Source organism: Novosphingopyxis sp. (genome assembly GCF_965218915.1).
In the GTDB taxonomy this organism is placed as follows: Bacteria; Pseudomonadota; Alphaproteobacteria; order Sphingomonadales; family Sphingomonadaceae; genus Novosphingopyxis.
Genome location: NZ_OZ244708.1, coordinates 1,836,875 through 1,852,106, shown reverse-complemented (window position 1 = coordinate 1,852,106; position 15,232 = coordinate 1,836,875). Strand labels below are relative to the sequence as shown.

The window sequence follows — 15,232 nt, the reverse complement described above, 5'->3', positions numbered from 1 at the left end:
CCGCCTCAAAGGCGTTTCGCATGAACAGGAAATGAGGATTGAAGCGCTTTAGGTCAAGAGCGTTGCAGTGCACAATCCAATCGGGTGGGACGCTCTGCCCGCCGCGATGAAATTATGATATGAGAGCGATATGGCGACCGCTGTGCATAATGGTACCTCAACGGGAGGCGAGCGGCCCTTAGGCGCATTCCGGCGGATCGCCGCACGCGCGGAGCAATTGCTCGAGGCCGAACGCGAGCAATTGCCGCTATGGACAGTGGTTGTCTTCGGGGCGGGCATCGCGCTCTGGTTCGCCTTTGGAAACGCCGTCCTGCCGCCGCTGCTGTTGCTTACGCTGTCCGCGCTGTGCCTTGGTTATGGACTGGATTATGCCAGCAGGATCGGGGCCGCGGTTGCGATCGCCGGGATGTGCCTGGCGCTGGGAGCGGCGGATATCGCATGGCGCGCCGGGGCAGCGGCACCCGAAACTCTGGCCAGACCCTATTTCGGCAGCGTGACCGGACGCATTTTGGAAGTCGAGCGTATTCCTGCGCGAAAGATGATTCGATGGACCGTCCATCCGATCGGCTCCGACGCTTTGCCCGAGACGATCCGGCTCAACGTGCCGGCCTCCGCGCGCAGCGAAACGGTACGCGAGAATGCTTTCATCCGTACCAAGGCACGGCTGATGCCGCCGGCCGGTCCCGCCGTGCCGGGCGGCTATGATTTCGCCGCGCGCGCGTGGTTCGATGGCCTCGGCGCGACCGGATCGACCTTGGGCGCATTCGAGCTGCTGCGACAAGGACCCGCGCAAGGCCGCCTCCATCGCTGGCGCGGCGATCTTTCCGATCATGTGCGATCGCGCATGAGCGGCGCGCCCGGTGCGCTTGGCGCGACGCTGGCGACCGGAGACAAGGGTGCGATCGACGAGGACGACGCCGAGGCTATGCGTCGTAGCGGCATGGCGCACCTGCTCTCGATCAGCGGCCTGCACGTCACCGCGGTAGTCGGCGCGATCTATCTGCTCGTGAGCCGGCTGCTCGCATTGATCGGCCCGCTGGCGCTGCGCGTGCCGGTGCCGGTGGTCGCGGCGGCGGCGGCGGCGGTGGCGGCTCTGGGTTATACGCTTCTCACCGGAGCACAAGTGCCCACCATCCGCGCCTGCGTCGCGACGCTGTTGGTGCTGGTCGCGATGGCGTTGGGCAGGCAGGCCATCAGCCTTCGCCTGATTGCGGCAGGCGCGTTGCTGGTTCTGATTATCTGGCCGCAATCGCTGACAGGACCGAGCTTCCAGCTCAGCTTCGCCGCCGTGATCGCAATCGTCGCGCTTCACGAGCTGCCTATGGTAAAGGCCTTCGTTTCGCGCAAGGACAGGAGCTGGCTCTCGCGGACGTGGCGGTTCGTTGCGGGCCTTTTCCTCACCGGGCTGGTCGTCGAAATCGTGCTGATGCCGATCGCCATGTATCATTTCCACAAGGCCGGGCTTTACGGCCCGATCGCCAATATTTTCGCGATTCCGCTGACGACTTTCGTGATCATGCCGCTCGAGGCGCTGGCGCTGCTGCTCGATACAGTTGGGCTGGGAGGCCCGGTCTGGTTCCTTTGCGAGCGGGCTTTGGCACTGCTGCTTACCATCGCCCATGTCACGGCGAGCCAGCCCGGCTCGGTCGCGACATTGCCGTCGATGGCACCGAGCGCTTTCGGTCTGGCGATCGGCGGCGGGTTGATGCTGTGTCTGCTCAAGACGCGCGTCCGATATCTGGGGCTGCTGCCGCTGGCGCTGGGCGGATCGATGGCGGCGGCAACGCCGATGCCCGATCTACTGGTCACCGGTGACGGCCGCCACATCGCCTTTGCCGATGGGCATAGTGGGATCGCCCTGCTGCGCGGCACTGCGGGCGATTATGTTCGCGAACTGCTTGGTGAGAATGCCGGCGCGGCAGGGGAGGCGTCAGCCATCGCCGAAGCGAAAAATGCTCGCTGCTCGAGCGATATCTGCGTGGTGCAGCTCAAACGGGGCGGCCGCATCTGGACCATCGGGGCGACGCGCAGCGGCTATCTCGTGCCGTCGATGGAGCTTGCCGCATTTTGCCGCCGGACCGACATCATGATCAGCGACCGCTGGCTGCCCTATTCATGCCGCCCGCGCTGGCTGAAGGTCGACCGCCGCAGTCTGGAACGTAGCGGCGGCTTGTCGATCGATCTGTCCGAAGCAAAAACCCGCACGGTCGCCGAGCGCACCGGTTATCTGCCCTGGTCGACGCTGGAGCGTGGCCCGGAGGCCAGACGGATCAAGACCAAATCGGCCCGAAGCAACCGGGCTAAGGCCCGCGCGCCATAGGCTCAGTGATAGCGGCGCAAGAGTCCGGCCAGCTTGCCCTGAATTTCGACCTCATCCTCGCGGTAATATTGCGGCGTATAACTGCTGTTCGCCGGATCGAGCCGGATGCGACCGTTTTCATGATGCAGATATTTAAGCGTCGCGTCCTCGTTATGGACGAGCGCCACCACGATATCGCCGTCGCGCGCGGTCCGGGCGCGCTGGATCAACGCATAATCGCCGTCGAAAATGCCCGCGTCGATCATCGAATCGCCCGATACTTCAAGCGCATAATGTTCGCCCGTGCCGAGTAGCGCCATCGGCACCGAGAGCGAGTTTTGACCTTCCATCGCCTCGATCGGCACACCGGCGGCGATCCGCCCGTGCAGCGGGACCGAGACCACGTCGTTCGCGGCCACGGGCATCGCGCCTACGGGACGGTTCGACCGCGCCATCGGCGATGCGCCGCTGAGCTGGATCGGCGCGGCATTGCCCTTTTCGGGAATTTTCAGCACTTCGAGCGCGCGTGCCCGGTTGGGCAGGCGGCGAATGAAACCCCGTTCCTCGAGCGCGCTGATCAGGCGGTGCACGCCCGACTTGCTCTTGAGCTCCAAGGCGTCCTTCATTTCCTCGAACGAGGGCGAAATACCGCCCTTTTCCAGACGCTGATGAATGAAAGTCAGCAGTTCATGCTGTTTGGCGGTAAGCATGGATCATTCTCCCGTGGCCGAACATATGCGGAACGTTTAGGCAACTATTTGGAGATCGTCAAGCGCTTCCCTGATTTAGCGCAATGTAGCGCACCAGGTCACCCGCCTTCACGGCATTTGCGCCTGCCGCGCGCGGGATCAACGTGTCGGCGGCGGCGAGCGAGGAGACGAGCCCGCTCGACTGGCCGGTGAGCGGCTGCAAGCCCTCCGCCGAAAGCGCCGCGCGCCAATATTCGGTGCGCGTGCCGCCCACGGGAAGATCGGCGAGCAAGCGCGCTTGACCCATCGGGGGCATTGGTGCGCCCGCGCCCGCCAGATGACGAAGCAGCGGAAGCAGGAAGACCGTCGCGGTGACAAAGGCCGAACCCGGATTGCCGGGCAGACCTAGCAAGGCCTGCGTGCCGAGCCTGCCCGCGATCAGGGGCTTGCCGGGTTTCATCGCGACCTTCCAGAAATCGATGTCGGCACCTTCGGCCGTGAGCGCTGCCTTTACATGATCATGATCGCCGACCGACGCGCCGCCGACGGTCAGCAGCACATCGGCATCGGATGCGCCGCATATGGCGGCGCGGACGGCGGCTTCGTCATCCTCCACCGCGTGAACATGGCGGATGTCGGCGCAAAGCCCCGCCGCCATCGCCGTCAGCATCGGGCCGTTGCTGTCATAAATCCGGTGCGCGGCGACATTGCTGCCGGGCGCGGCGAGCTCGCTGCCGGTGGAGAGGATCGCGAGTCGGGGTCTGCGCCCGACCGAAACGCTGCCCACGCCTGCGCTGATGGCCAATGCCAGCGCGCCAGGCGTCAGCGCGCGACCCGCTTTCAGAAGAACCATGCCCTCACGAAAATCGCTGCCCGCGCGCCGGATATGACGGCCGCGTTCGCCGGGGCCTTCTCCGCTCAGCGCCAGATGCTCGCCATCGCGCACACCATCTTCGCGCACGAGGATGACATCGGCGCCCTCCGGCACCAGCGCGCCGGTCGAGATCGCCGCCGCTTCGCCTTGGCCGACGGTGCCCGCGAACGGATGGCCTGCGCGCGATTCGCCGACGATGCGCCACGGCCCGGGCAGATCGTCATAGCGGATGGCGAAGCCGTCCATGGCGCTGTTGTCGGCGGGGGGCTGGTTGCGGCGCGCGGCGATCGGCTCGGCCAGATAGCGGCCCGCCGCTTCGGCCACGGGCAGCGTCTCCGCGCCCAGCGGCTCGGCCAACGCCAATATTCTTTGCTGGGCGTCGTCGACCGCCAGCATCAGGCGGCGCGCCAGTCGCCCGACCGGCCCCCCGATTTGGCGAGCAGGCGTACGCCCTCGATCGTCATGCCCTTGTCGATGGCCTTGACCATGTCGTAGATCGTCAGCAGCGCCGCGCTGACGGCGGTGAGCGCTTCCATCTCCACGCCCGTCTTGCCGTCGATGCGCACCGTAGCGCTGGCAAGAATGCCATCCGCCAGAATAGCAAAATCTACAGTGCAGGCGCTCAGCTGAAGCGGATGGCACAGCGGAATGATTTCGGAGGTGCGCTTGGCCGCCATGATTCCCGCGATCCGCGCCACGGCGAGCACGTCGCCCTTGGCCGCGGTGCCGCCGCGTACAGCCGCCAGTGCCTCGGTGCTCATCACGATACGCCCCTCGGCCACCGCCTCGCGCACGGTTACGGCCTTGTCCGACACATCGACCATGCGCGCGTTTCCCGCCGCATCGAGGTGGGTGAGCTCAGCCATGGAGCAATACCCGCGTCGCATCCTCGATATCGTCCTGCCGCATCAGCGATTCGCCGACGAGGAAGCGCCGGATGCCGTGCTTTGCCAGCCGCTCGATATCGGCATGGCTGGCGATGCCGCTCTCGGCGATCACCACGCGGCCTTCGGGCACCATGGCGGCGAGCCGTTCGCTGGCCCCCAGATCGGTCTCGAACGTCTTCAGATTGCGGTTGTTGATCCCGATCAGCGGCGATCGGAGCTTGAGCGCGCGCTCAAGCTCCGCCTCGTCATGCACCTCGAGGACGAGGTCGAGCCCGAAATCCAGCGCCTCGGCCTCGATCCGCTCGGCCATGTCGTCGTCCACCGCGGCGAGGATCAGCAGCACCGCGTCGGCGCCGATCGCGCGCGCTTCGGCCACCTGCCACGGATCGATCGTGAAATCCTTGCGCAGCGCCGGCAGCGCCACCGCGTCGCGCGCCACGCGCAGATAATCGTCATGGCCCTGGAAATAACGCTCGTCGGTCAACACCGAAAGGCAGGCCGCGCCGCCCGCTTCATAGGCCTGCGCCGCGCTGCCCGGATGAAAATCCTCGCGGATCACGCCTTTCGATGGCGACGCTTTCTTCACCTCCGCGATCAGCGCGAAGCCTGTTTCGGCGGCGGCGGCGGCATCGAGCGCCTTGGCAAACCCACGAGGCGGCGGCGTTTCTCGGGCGATCAGCGCCAGTTCGCGGGCGATCCGCACGGTCTTGCGCGCGGCAACCTCCTCGCGCTTGTTGGCGAGAATCTGGGCGAGTCTGTCGTTCATTGGCGGGCGATCCAGCAGTCGAGCAGCGCATTGGCGAGCCCCTTGTCGATCGCCTCGGCCGCCTCCTCGACACCATCGGTCCAGCTATCGACTTCTCCCGCGACCATCAGCGCGGCCGCGCTGTTGAGCAGCACCGAATCGCGATAGGCGCCGCGATTGCCCTGCAGCAGGCGGCGCAGCGCCGCGGCATTGTCCTGCGCGTCGCCGCCCTTCAACGCCTCGAGCTTGTGCGTCGGAAGCCCGGCTTTTTCGGGATGGACCGAGCTTCGGCTGACCTCGCCGCCGCGCACATGGTAGATCGTGCTGGTGCCCGATATCGACAGCTCGTCCAGACCTTCGTCGCCCGATACGATCATGGCATACTCATAGCCCAGCCGAGAAGCGGCATCGGCATAGGTCGCGGCAAGCATGGGATTGGCGACGCCGATCAGATGGCGGCGGATGCGCGCGGGGTTGGCGAGGGGGCCCAGCATATTGAAGATCGTACGCCGCCCGATGCGTTTGCGGATCGGTGCCAGCGCGGCCAGTGCGGGATGATGGTTGGGCGCGAAAAAGAAGGCGAGGCCGAGCTCTTCCAGCGACGCCTGCGCCTTATCCGGCGTTATCGACAGGTTGACGCCGAGTTCCTCCAGCGTGTCCGCGGCGCCGGTGCGGCTCGTCGCGGCGCGGCTGCCGTGCTTGGCCACCGGCACGTCGCAAGCGGCGACCACGATCGACACCGCGGTCGAGATGTTGAGGCTGTCGGTGCCGTCGCCGCCGGTGCCGCATACGTCGATCGCTGCCAAAGGCGCGACCATCGGCGTCATCCGCGCGCGCATCTCGCGCGCCGCGCCGGCGATCTCGTCGGCGGTCTCGCCGCGCACCGCCAGACCGATCAGAAAGGCGCTGACCGCGGCCTCGCCCTGCTCGCCATCGAGGATCGAGGCGAAGGCGATGGCGGCTTCGTCCTGCGACAATGGCCTGGATGGGTCGGGGAGATGGGTCATCGGCCGTAACGGCAAAGCACAGCGCACCGCGAATATCCAGCGCGCTATTGGGCCAGCATCGAAGGCGCCATGCCTGCCACCGTCATGAAATTGGCCAGCAGGGCATGGCCATGTTCGGTCGCGACGCTTTCGGGATGAAATTGCACGCCGTGGATCGGCAGCGCGCGGTGGCGAAATCCCATGACGGTGCCGTCCGGCCCGCGCGCATTCACGATCAGCGCATCCGGCAGGCCGTCCTCGGGCACGATCAGCGAATGATAGCGCGTCGCGGTGAACGGGGAGGGAAGGCCGGCCAACACGCCGCTGCCGTCATGCTCCACCGCCGACGTCTTGCCGTGCATCAGCCCGCCGCGCACCACCTGCCCGCCGAAATGTTGGCCGATCGCCTGATGGCCGAGGCACACGCCGAGCAACGGACGCTTCGCCTCTGCGCAGGCGGCCACCAGACCAAGCGATATGCCCGCGTGATCCGGCATTTTCGGGCCGGGCGAGATCAGGAACGCCTCGGCCCCACTCGCCATTGCCTCGGCCACCGTGATCGCATCGTTGCGCTCGACGCGCACCTTGGCGCCCAGCTCCATCAGATAATGGACCAGGTTGAAGGTGAAGCTGTCGTAATTGTCGACGACCAGGATCATGGGCGCGCTCTAGCCCGCGCTCACGTTCCCGCCAAGCGAAAGGCTGGCGCCGCGCGCCTGGGCCGCTTATGTTGTCCGCCATGGAACCGGTACGCGCGAATATTCCCCATCAGCTCGGCAAGGCCGCGGCGAAGCAGCGGCTCGAGGGCGGCATCGGCAAGCTGGGCGAGATGATCCCGGGCGGCAATGTCACCGAGCATCATTGGGACGGCGACCGGCTGCATTTCACGCTAAAGGCGATGGGCCAGACGGTGGCGGCGGTGTGCGACGTTCTGGAAGACAAGGTGGCGGTCGAACTCAATCTGCCGCCGTTCCTCGCCATGTTCGCGAACAAGATCCGCGAAAAGCTCGAACGGTCCGGTCCCAAACTGCTGAAATAGCCGCTCAGCGCTCGTCCGCAAACACGCCGACCATCGGGCCGAGCGGCGCACCGCGGTCCATGCGGCCCGCTTCGGGATACCATAGGCCCGATACCGATCCGTCGAGATAGAGCGCGTTGCGGCAGCCCAGCTTGTCGCGGAACAGCCGGGCGAGGCGGCCGAAGGAAACCGGTCCATTGCTGATCACGAAGCGCGCCCGGCCGCTACCATCGATGCCCACGCCATTCCGGACGTGCAGCGATTCGCCGTTGTCCGCGATTTTGGGATGGAGCTGTCCGTCGATCAGCAGCATCGGCCCCGATTGCGTTGCGAAATCGGGGCGCTTGCTGATCTGCTCGGCAAAGCCGTCGGTGGTGAGGATGCGCCATTGGCCTTCGCTGCCGAAGAACACGCCATTGGGCAGCAGATGGAAATTGCCCGGACCCTTGGCGCGGTTGAGCTTTTGCAGCCGCTCGCCGCCCTGCACATAATAGCCGATCGGCAGCCCGCTTTCGTCGAACATCCCCGCATTCATGGCGAAGCGCAGCGTCTTGGCGCGAGAGGCCAAGGCCCGCTCCATCTCGGGAAAGCTGCGATAGGGCACGCTATCGGCATCGGCATCGAACAGCGCAATCCGGTCGCGCTTCGGATCGGCGGTGCACACCGTAAAGTCGTCGCCCTCGAAGCTTTCATTGTCGCAGATCGGGCGGGCCAGTTCCACCGACGGGGCATCCGCCGCCTTCTCGGTTTCCCCGCCGCCGCATGCACTCAGCAGCGCTGCCGCCAGCAATAGCAGCCTCTTCACTGGCCGAAACCGGATTCGCTCGCCACGCGCACCGCTTCCCGGGCGGCAGCGAGCAAAGCGCCGGCCTTGGCCTCGCACTCGCGCTGCTCATAGGCCGGGTCGCTGTCGGCGACGATGCCTGCGCCGGCCTGCACGTGCATCAGGCCGTCTTTCACGACGGCGGTGCGCAGGACGATGCAGCTGTCCATCGAACCGTCCGGCGAGAAATAGCCGACGCCCCCGGCATAGGCGCCGCGCGTTTCGGGCTCCAGCTCGGCGATGATCTCGCACGCGCGCACCTTGGGCGCGCCCGAAACCGTGCCCGCAGGAAAGCCCGCGAACAGCGCGTCGAGCGCGTCCTTGTCCGCCGCCAGCGCCCCCGTGACATTGGAGACGATGTGCATCACATGGCTGTAGAATTCGACGGAATGGCTGTCGGTAACGTTGACCGAGCCCTTGGCTGCGACGCGCCCGACATCGTTGCGACCCAGATCGAGCAGCATCAGATGCTCGGCCAGTTCCTTGCCGTCGGCGAGCAGGCTGGCCTTGTTCGCCTGATCCTCGGCGGCATTTTTCCCACGCGGTCTCGTTCCTGCGATGGGCCGGATCGTGACCTCGCCGTCGCGCACGCGCACCAGGATTTCGGGCGAAGAGCCGATCAGAGCGAAGTCGGGCAGATCGAGATAATAGAGGAACGGCGAGGGGTTCACCCTCCTGAGCGCGCGGTAGAGATCGAACGGCGGCAGCGGGAAGGGCGCGGTGAAACGCTGCGCCAGCACCACCTGAAAAATATCGCCGGCCTCGATATAATCCTTCGCCGCGCCGACCATGTCGGTATAATCGCCCGGCGCCAGTTGCGGTTCGAATGCGGGCTCCGGGATCGTGCCGTAGCGGAAGGCTGCCTGTGACATCGGTGCCGAAAGCTTGCGCTCGCCTTCGTCGAGCGCGATCGCCGCGCGCTCGAGGATCTTATCAGACGCTTCGTCCGCAGAGGGCCATACCGGCGCGATCAGAAACATTTCGTCGCTCAGCCGGTCGAAAATCGCGATCAGGCTTGGCCGCACGAACAGGAGATCGGGCAGGTCGAGCGGATTTTCAGGCGGGCGCGGGAGTTTTTCGACCAAGCCCACGGTCTCGTAACCGAAATAGCCGACCAGGCAGGAGAGGGCGCGCGGCAGCTCTTCGGGCACATCCATCGCGCATTCGGCGACCAGCGCGCGCAGCTGCCCCAGCGGATCGCCGTCCAGCGCCACGAAATCGCTGCGGTCGCGCTGCCATTGCCGGTTGATCTTGACGTCGCGTCCACGCGCGCGGATGATCAGGTCGGGATTGATCCCGATCAGGCTGTGCCGCCCGCGCACCTTGCCGCCCTCGACCGATTCGAGCAGAAAATCGCCTCGGCCGGGTTCGCATAGTTTGAGCGTTGCGGACACCGGCGTTTCAGTATCGGCGATATGGCGACGCCAGAGCAAAGCGGGTCGTCCCTCGGCCAAGGCTGCGCGTGCCACCGCTTCGCCATGAGTAGAACGCTCTGCGGGCTGCGCGGCGCTTGCGATCTCCGTCAAGGCATCAATTGCCCAAGCCGGTCAACCGTGCCCGGAGCCTGTCGATCACCGCCTGGTTGCGCTTCACGCCCAGATTTTCGCGCATCGCGGCGATGAAACCGGCCGAGAATTCCTGCGACAGGGCTTGCGACAATTGCTGGCTCGTCGCGGACAACAGAGGCTTGTTGTCCTTGGCGCTGTGCCGGACGAGCTTGTCGAGATGGACGACGAAAAACCCCTGATTTTGCGGGGCTGGCAGCAATTTCGTGCTGCCTTGCGCCATCGAGAACAGCAACTGCAGCGGCGGCGGGACCTGACCCTGATTCTGCGTCAGCTGCTGCCGGGTGCCCGAGATATCCTGCACCTGTTTCAGCGGCGCGTTGTTGGCGATCAGGGCCTGTTTCAGCGTCGTGCTTTTGTTGACACTATCGCGCACCTTGGCCGCCAATGCGCGCGCCGCCTTGGCGGCCTCGGAGCGCTTCCAGGCAGTCACCGCCTGCGCCCGGATCTTGGCGAGCGGCGGCGGCGCCGCGGCTTCGACCTTGGCGATGCCGACCACCGCGAAACGCTGGTCTTCGCCGAGCTGGATCAGCTGCGGCTCGCCATCGGCCTCCATCTGAAACGCGGCTTCGCGGATCGGGGCCAGTTCCCCGGGCAACTGGAACTGCGGCGCATCGGGAGAGCCGCCCTGCTGGAATAACGCCGGCGTGGTCTTGACCTGGGCGCCGACGGTCCTGGCGATTTCGGCGAGGGTGGCGCCATCGGCCAGGCGGTCCTCGATTTCTCCGGTGAGTTCGTCGACCGCTTCCTGCGCGCGCTCGGCCGTCAGCGTCTTGCGGATGTCGCCGCTGACGGCGGCGAGCGGCTTGGCCGCGATCGAACGGCCGCTATCGGCGCGCGCGACATACCAGCCTAGATCACCGCGGGCGGGCGCGGCGACCGAACCGATGGCCGCGCCGAACGCCGCCTGCGCCACCGCATCGGAGGTTTGCGAGGCATAGCCTGTCCGCGTCACATTTTCCGCCGTCGAAACGGCCACGCCGATGTCGCCTGCGATCGCGGACAGGCTTTCACCCTTGGCCGCGCGCTGCGCCACCGCCTTGGCGGCAGCTTCGGTGGGAACGATGACCTGGCTGATCGTGCGCTCCTCGCTGGCGGCATAATCGGCCTGGTTGTCGCGATAATATTTGGCGACCTCGGCGTCGCTGACCTGAACCTTGCCGGCCATGCTGTCGCGTCCGAACACGGCGTAGCGGATCGCGCGCCGCTCGGGTACGGTGAAGCCGGCCCGATTGCTTTGATAGAAGGCCGCCAATTCCTTGTCGGTCGGCGCCCGCTTGGGCACAAACGCCTCGGACGGAACGATACCGAGCTGACCCTTGCGCTCCTCGAGAATCAGCGAGGCATAGGGCAGCGCCATATTGTCGGCGGCCTTGGTGCCGGTGCCCGCGACGCTCAGCAACTGTTCTAGATAGAGGCTGCGGCGCACGTCCTCGCGAAACTGCTCTTCGGTGACATCGTTCTGGCGCAGCGCCGTCTGGAACGCTTCCCGGCTGAACGCGCCGTCAAGCCCCTTGAAGGCCGGCACGTCTCGAATCTCGGCGTCGACCATCGCCTTGCTCACCGCCATCCCGTGCTTTTCCGCATAAGCGCCGACGGTCACGCGGTCGATGAGGCTCGCGAACACATCGTCAAGCCCACCCTGCTCGACGAACGCGGCCATGGTGAGTCCGGGATTGTCGCGCTGGACCTGGCGGAAAGCGGTGTCCATCGCATCGCTGAGCTCGGCTTCGGTGATGTCGTGCGATCCGACCTTCGCCGCGGTGCCCCCGCCGACGCCCGATGGCGAGAGGCTGCCGGACACATCTGATAGCGCGAAGGCGAGACCGATCACGGCTACAAAGGCGATCGCCAATATGGCGCCGAGTTTGCTCTCGAACAATTTGCGAATGAAAGTGATCATGGGTGATGCGCTTTTGCGATGGTGGACAGGGTTCGATTGTAGATCGGCCTCGCGTCCTTAGGCGGGGTCGGCGCGCACGGCAAGCGGGGGCGACTGGCGCAGCGGCGCTTCAATTGTTACGGCGTGCTCGAACTGGTCAACAGGGGATAATCGATGAGTGGACGGCGCAAATTCGTCACGGGAAACTGGAAGATGCACGGACTCGGCGGGAGCCTTTCGGAAATCGCGTCGATCGCCGCCTCTGCTGCCGCGCTGGACGACGTCGATGTCGCGCTGTGCCTGCCCGCTACCCTGATCGCGCGCGCGATCAACGCGGCACCGTCGCTGATGATCGGCGCGCAGGACTGTCACCAGGAAAGAAACGGCCCGCACACCGGCTGTATATCGGCCGCTATGCTCGCCGAAATCGGCGCGATGCTGACCATCGTCGGGCATAGCGAACGGCGGCAGGACCAGCAGGAGAGCGATGCCGATATAAAGGCGAAGGCAGAAGCCGCGCGCGATGCCGGCCTGTCGGTCATCCTGTGCTGCGGCGAAAGCGAGGTCGAGCACGACGCGGGCCAAGCGGTGGCGCGCGTCACCGCGCAGATCGCCGCCTCAATGCCGGGCGGAGCGGCGGCGGACTGGCTCACCATCGCCTATGAACCGATCTGGGCGATTGGCACGGGCAAAGTGCCCGGCATGGACGACGTTGCCGAAATGCATGGCGCCATTCGGACGAAACTGCGCGAATTGATCGGCAAAGAGGCGGACGCGATACGCATTCTTTACGGCGGCTCGATGAACGGCGGCAATGCGGCGCAGCTGCTCGCCATTCCCGATGTCGACGGCGGCCTGGTCGGCGGCGCGAGTTTGAGCGCGGAAAAGTTCGTGCCGATCATCGAAGCGGCGGCAAAGGCCTGACAACCTCAAATTCCGTTCTTCCTGAGCTTGTCGAAGGACTGCTCTTCTTTCGCCGGTGGAGGAAAAACAGGACGGCCCCCTTCGGCGAAGCTCAGGACAGGCTCCGACAGGCTCGGGGCGAACGTTAGTAACGGCGAGCCAAGCTACGCGCGGCGGCATTGCGACCCGCCCGGCTTGCGAAACCTCCTTCGCCTCGCTATGTGCGCTGGCCTTCCAACGGATCAGAAAATTCCATGACGCTCTTCCATTTCCTCATCGTGGTGCAGGCCATCGTCGGCGCGGCGCTCGTCGGCATCATCCTGATGCAGCAGAGCGAGGGCGGGGGCCTCGGCATGGGCGGCAGCCCGTCCGGCCTGATGTCGGCGCGCGGCGCGGCCAATTTCCTGACGCGCGGCACCACCGTGCTGGCGATCCTGTTCGTGTCGCTGTCGATCGCGCTCGCCGTGGTTGCCGCCGAGCAGAGCGCGCCGACCGAGATCGACAGCAGCTTCCAGCGCCGCGCCCCCGTTCCGGACGGCGCGGGCGAACTGCCGGTCGGAACGGTGCCGGGCGACCCGGTTCCCGCCAACGCACCTCCCGGTGCCACCGATCTGGCTCCCGGACAGGATGAGCCGGCGGGCGATGCGGTTCCGCTCGACCGATAGACGAATAATCCGGGGATAAGCCGATCCAGCGCTGGACAGAACCGCGCCACGGTCCCTAAGGCTCTCCTCCCATGGCGCGGTATATTTTCATCACCGGCGGCGTGGTCTCCTCGCTCGGCAAAGGTCTCATGGCGGCGTCGCTCGCCGCCCTGCTCCAGGCACGCGGCTACACCGTCCGCATTCGCAAGTTCGATCCCTATCTGAACGTCGATCCGGGGACGATGAGCCCCTATCAGCATGGCGAGGTCTACGTCACCGACGACGGCGCCGAGACCGATCTCGACCTGGGGCATTACGAGCGGTTCACCGGCGTCTCGGCACATCAGAGCGACAACGTCACTTCGGGCCGGGTCTATCGCGACATCATCGCCAGGGAGCGGCGCGGCGATTATCTCGGCGCGACCGTCCAGGTCGTCCCGCACGTCACCGACGCGATCAAGGAATTCGCGCTCGCCGATACCGACGGCCTCGATTTCGTGCTGTGCGAGATCGGCGGCACCGTCGGCGATATCGAATCGCTGCCGTTCATCGAGGCGATCCGCCAGCTCAGGAACGAGCTGGAGCCGGACCAGTCGGTCGCGATCCACGTCACGCTGGTGCCGTTCATCGCCGCGGCGGGCGAACTGAAGACCAAGCCGACCCAGCACAGCGTGCGCGAACTGGCCGGCCTCGGTATCCAGCCCGATCTGCTGCTGTGCCGCTGCGAGCGGCCGCTGCCGGACGGCGAACGACGCAAGATCGCGCAGTTCTGCAACGTCCGCAAAGAGGCGGTGATTCCGGCGCTCGACGCCAAAAGCATCTATTCGGTGCCGCTGAACTATCATGCCGAGGGGTTGGACGACGAGGTGCTGCGTGCTTTCGGCATCGACGATGCGGCCGAGCCAGACCTATCGCGCTGGTACGATATTCTCGATCGCTACGAAAATCCGGAGGGCGAGGTCACCATCGGCGTGATCGGCAAATATGTCGGCCTGCCCGATGCCTACAAGTCGTTGCACGAGGCGCTGGTTCATGGCGGCATGGCCAACCGGGTGCGCGTCCACATGAAATGGCTCGATGCCGAGCTGTTCGAGGAGGATTCGGACGATCTCGCCGCCAGGCTGGAACCGATGCACGGCATCCTCGTGCCCGGCGGCTTCGGCGAGCGCGGCAGCGAGGGCAAGATCGGCGCGATCCGTTTCGCGCGCGAGAGCAAGGTGCCGTTCTTCGGCATCTGCCTGGGCATGCAGATGGCCTGCATCGAAGGTGCGCGGAACCTCGCCGGCAAGACCGGCGCATCGACCACCGAGTTCGGCGACACCAGCGAGCCGGTGGTCGGCCTCATCACCGAATGGATGAGCGAGGAGGGACTGCAACAGCGCAGCAAGGGCGGCGATCTGGGCGGCACGATGCGGCTCGGCGCGTATGAGGCGAAGCTCGACGGCAACAGCCATGTGTCGTCGATCTATGACGCCACGACCATCTACGAACGCCACCGCCACCGTTATGAGGTGAACACGCATTACGTCCCCGCGCTGGAGCAGGGCGGGCTCGTCTTCTCCGGCATGTCGCCCGACGGCGCGCTGCCCGAGATTATCGAGCGGCGCGACCATCCCTGGTTCATCGGCGTGCAGTTCCATCCCGAACTGAAGTCCAAGCCGTTCGATCCGCATCCGCTGTTCGCCAGCTTCATCGCGGCGGCGGTGAAGCAGAGCCGGCTGGTTTGATCATGGGCATTGCGTGTTCAAAAACCCAATCGTCGCTCCCGCGACCGTGCGAGTTGCGACCGTCATCGTTCGGAAACCGCCGCGATTGACGTGCTGTCCAGATCGACTCGCATCGGTCGATGACGGAAGCCGGGATAGGCTCCTGCCTTCGCAGGAGCGACATAGTTCTTTTCGGGAATAAAAAAAGCGG

14 protein-coding genes are annotated in these 15,232 nt (G+C 65.7%); 5 read left to right on the top strand and 9 right to left on the bottom strand.

From position 1 onward, the window contains the following. The first annotated feature begins 130 nt into the window (after window positions 1–130). Window positions 131–2,320, top strand: coding sequence for a ComEC/Rec2 family competence protein (locus tag ACOQPC_RS08510; RefSeq protein ID WP_420605317.1), 2,190 nt, complete (start codon window positions 131–133; stop codon window positions 2,318–2,320). Between the two features lie 2 nt (window positions 2,321–2,322). Here the strand turns inward: ACOQPC_RS08510 and lexA are convergent, their stop codons facing one another. Genes lexA through ACOQPC_RS08480 form a run of 6 tightly spaced genes read right to left on the bottom strand, consistent with a single transcriptional unit; the run spans window position 2,323 to window position 7,139 of the window. Further along, window positions 2,323–3,009 carry a transcriptional repressor LexA gene (lexA, locus tag ACOQPC_RS08505; protein WP_420605316.1) on the bottom strand — a complete coding sequence of 229 codons (687 nt, stop codon included), beginning with the start codon at window positions 3,007–3,009 and terminating at the stop codon, window positions 2,323–2,325. A gap of 58 nt (window positions 3,010–3,067) precedes the next feature. Further along, the gene (glp, locus tag ACOQPC_RS08500) at window positions 3,068–4,258 is read right to left on the bottom strand and encodes a gephyrin-like molybdotransferase Glp (RefSeq protein ID WP_420605315.1); all 1,191 of its coding nucleotides are present in this window, start codon (window positions 4,256–4,258) and stop codon (window positions 3,068–3,070) included. Beyond that, complete coding sequence (moaC, locus tag ACOQPC_RS08495) at window positions 4,258–4,728, bottom strand: cyclic pyranopterin monophosphate synthase MoaC (protein WP_420605314.1); 471 nt, start codon at window positions 4,726–4,728, stop codon at window positions 4,258–4,260. Before moaC ends, glp begins: the two co-directional genes overlap by 1 nt. Then, on the bottom strand, window positions 4,721–5,515 hold the full coding sequence (gene trpC, locus ACOQPC_RS08490) for an indole-3-glycerol phosphate synthase TrpC (RefSeq protein ID WP_420605313.1): 795 nt from the start codon (window positions 5,513–5,515) through the stop codon (window positions 4,721–4,723). The genes moaC and trpC overlap by 8 nt, the downstream gene beginning before the upstream one ends. After that, a complete protein-coding gene (gene trpD / locus ACOQPC_RS08485) occupies window positions 5,512–6,501 on the bottom strand; it encodes an anthranilate phosphoribosyltransferase (RefSeq protein ID WP_420605312.1) in 990 nt (329 codons plus the stop codon). The genes trpC and trpD overlap by 4 nt, the downstream gene beginning before the upstream one ends. A 44-nt stretch (window positions 6,502–6,545) precedes the next feature. Further along, window positions 6,546–7,139: an anthranilate synthase component II gene (locus tag ACOQPC_RS08480; protein ID WP_420605311.1), complete on the bottom strand. Its 594-nt coding sequence runs from the start codon at window positions 7,137–7,139 to the stop codon at window positions 6,546–6,548. An 80-nt stretch (window positions 7,140–7,219) separates the two neighbouring features. On the opposite strand from ACOQPC_RS08480, the gene ACOQPC_RS08475 reads away from it, so the two are divergent. Then, a complete protein-coding gene (locus tag ACOQPC_RS08475) occupies window positions 7,220–7,519 on the top strand; it encodes a polyhydroxyalkanoic acid system family protein (RefSeq protein ID WP_420605310.1) in 300 nt (99 codons plus the stop codon). Between the two features lie 4 nt (window positions 7,520–7,523). Here the strand turns inward: ACOQPC_RS08475 and ACOQPC_RS08470 are convergent, their stop codons facing one another. The 3 genes from ACOQPC_RS08470 to ACOQPC_RS08460 are packed head-to-tail and all read right to left on the bottom strand — an operon-like array spanning window position 7,524 to window position 11,789. Then, the gene (locus ACOQPC_RS08470) at window positions 7,524–8,288 is read right to left on the bottom strand and encodes a phosphodiester glycosidase family protein (RefSeq protein ID WP_420605309.1); all 765 of its coding nucleotides are present in this window, start codon (window positions 8,286–8,288) and stop codon (window positions 7,524–7,526) included. An 11-nt stretch (window positions 8,289–8,299) separates the two neighbouring features. After that, window positions 8,300–9,838, bottom strand: a complete 1,539-nt coding sequence (gene trpE / locus ACOQPC_RS08465) for an anthranilate synthase component I (protein WP_420608103.1) — start codon at window positions 9,836–9,838, stop codon at window positions 8,300–8,302. 13 nt (window positions 9,839–9,851) lie between these two features. Continuing rightward, a complete protein-coding gene (locus ACOQPC_RS08460; RefSeq protein WP_420605308.1) occupies window positions 9,852–11,789 on the bottom strand; it encodes a SurA N-terminal domain-containing protein in 1,938 nt (645 codons plus the stop codon). Window positions 11,790–11,942: 153 nt separating this feature from the next. On the opposite strand from ACOQPC_RS08460, the gene tpiA reads away from it, so the two are divergent. From tpiA to ACOQPC_RS08445, 3 genes are all read left to right on the top strand, one after another. Beyond that, the gene (tpiA, locus tag ACOQPC_RS08455) at window positions 11,943–12,692 is read left to right on the top strand and encodes a triose-phosphate isomerase (RefSeq protein ID WP_420605307.1); all 750 of its coding nucleotides are present in this window, start codon (window positions 11,943–11,945) and stop codon (window positions 12,690–12,692) included. 233 nt (window positions 12,693–12,925) lie between these two features. Beyond that, window positions 12,926–13,336: a preprotein translocase subunit SecG gene (gene secG, locus ACOQPC_RS08450; RefSeq protein ID WP_420605306.1), complete on the top strand. Its 411-nt coding sequence runs from the start codon at window positions 12,926–12,928 to the stop codon at window positions 13,334–13,336. A 71-nt stretch (window positions 13,337–13,407) separates the two neighbouring features. Continuing rightward, window positions 13,408–15,042 (top strand): CTP synthase, encoded by a 1,635-nt coding sequence (locus ACOQPC_RS08445; protein WP_420605305.1) that lies wholly within the window; start codon window positions 13,408–13,410, stop codon window positions 15,040–15,042. The last annotated feature ends 190 nt before the right edge of the window (window positions 15,043–15,232 follow it).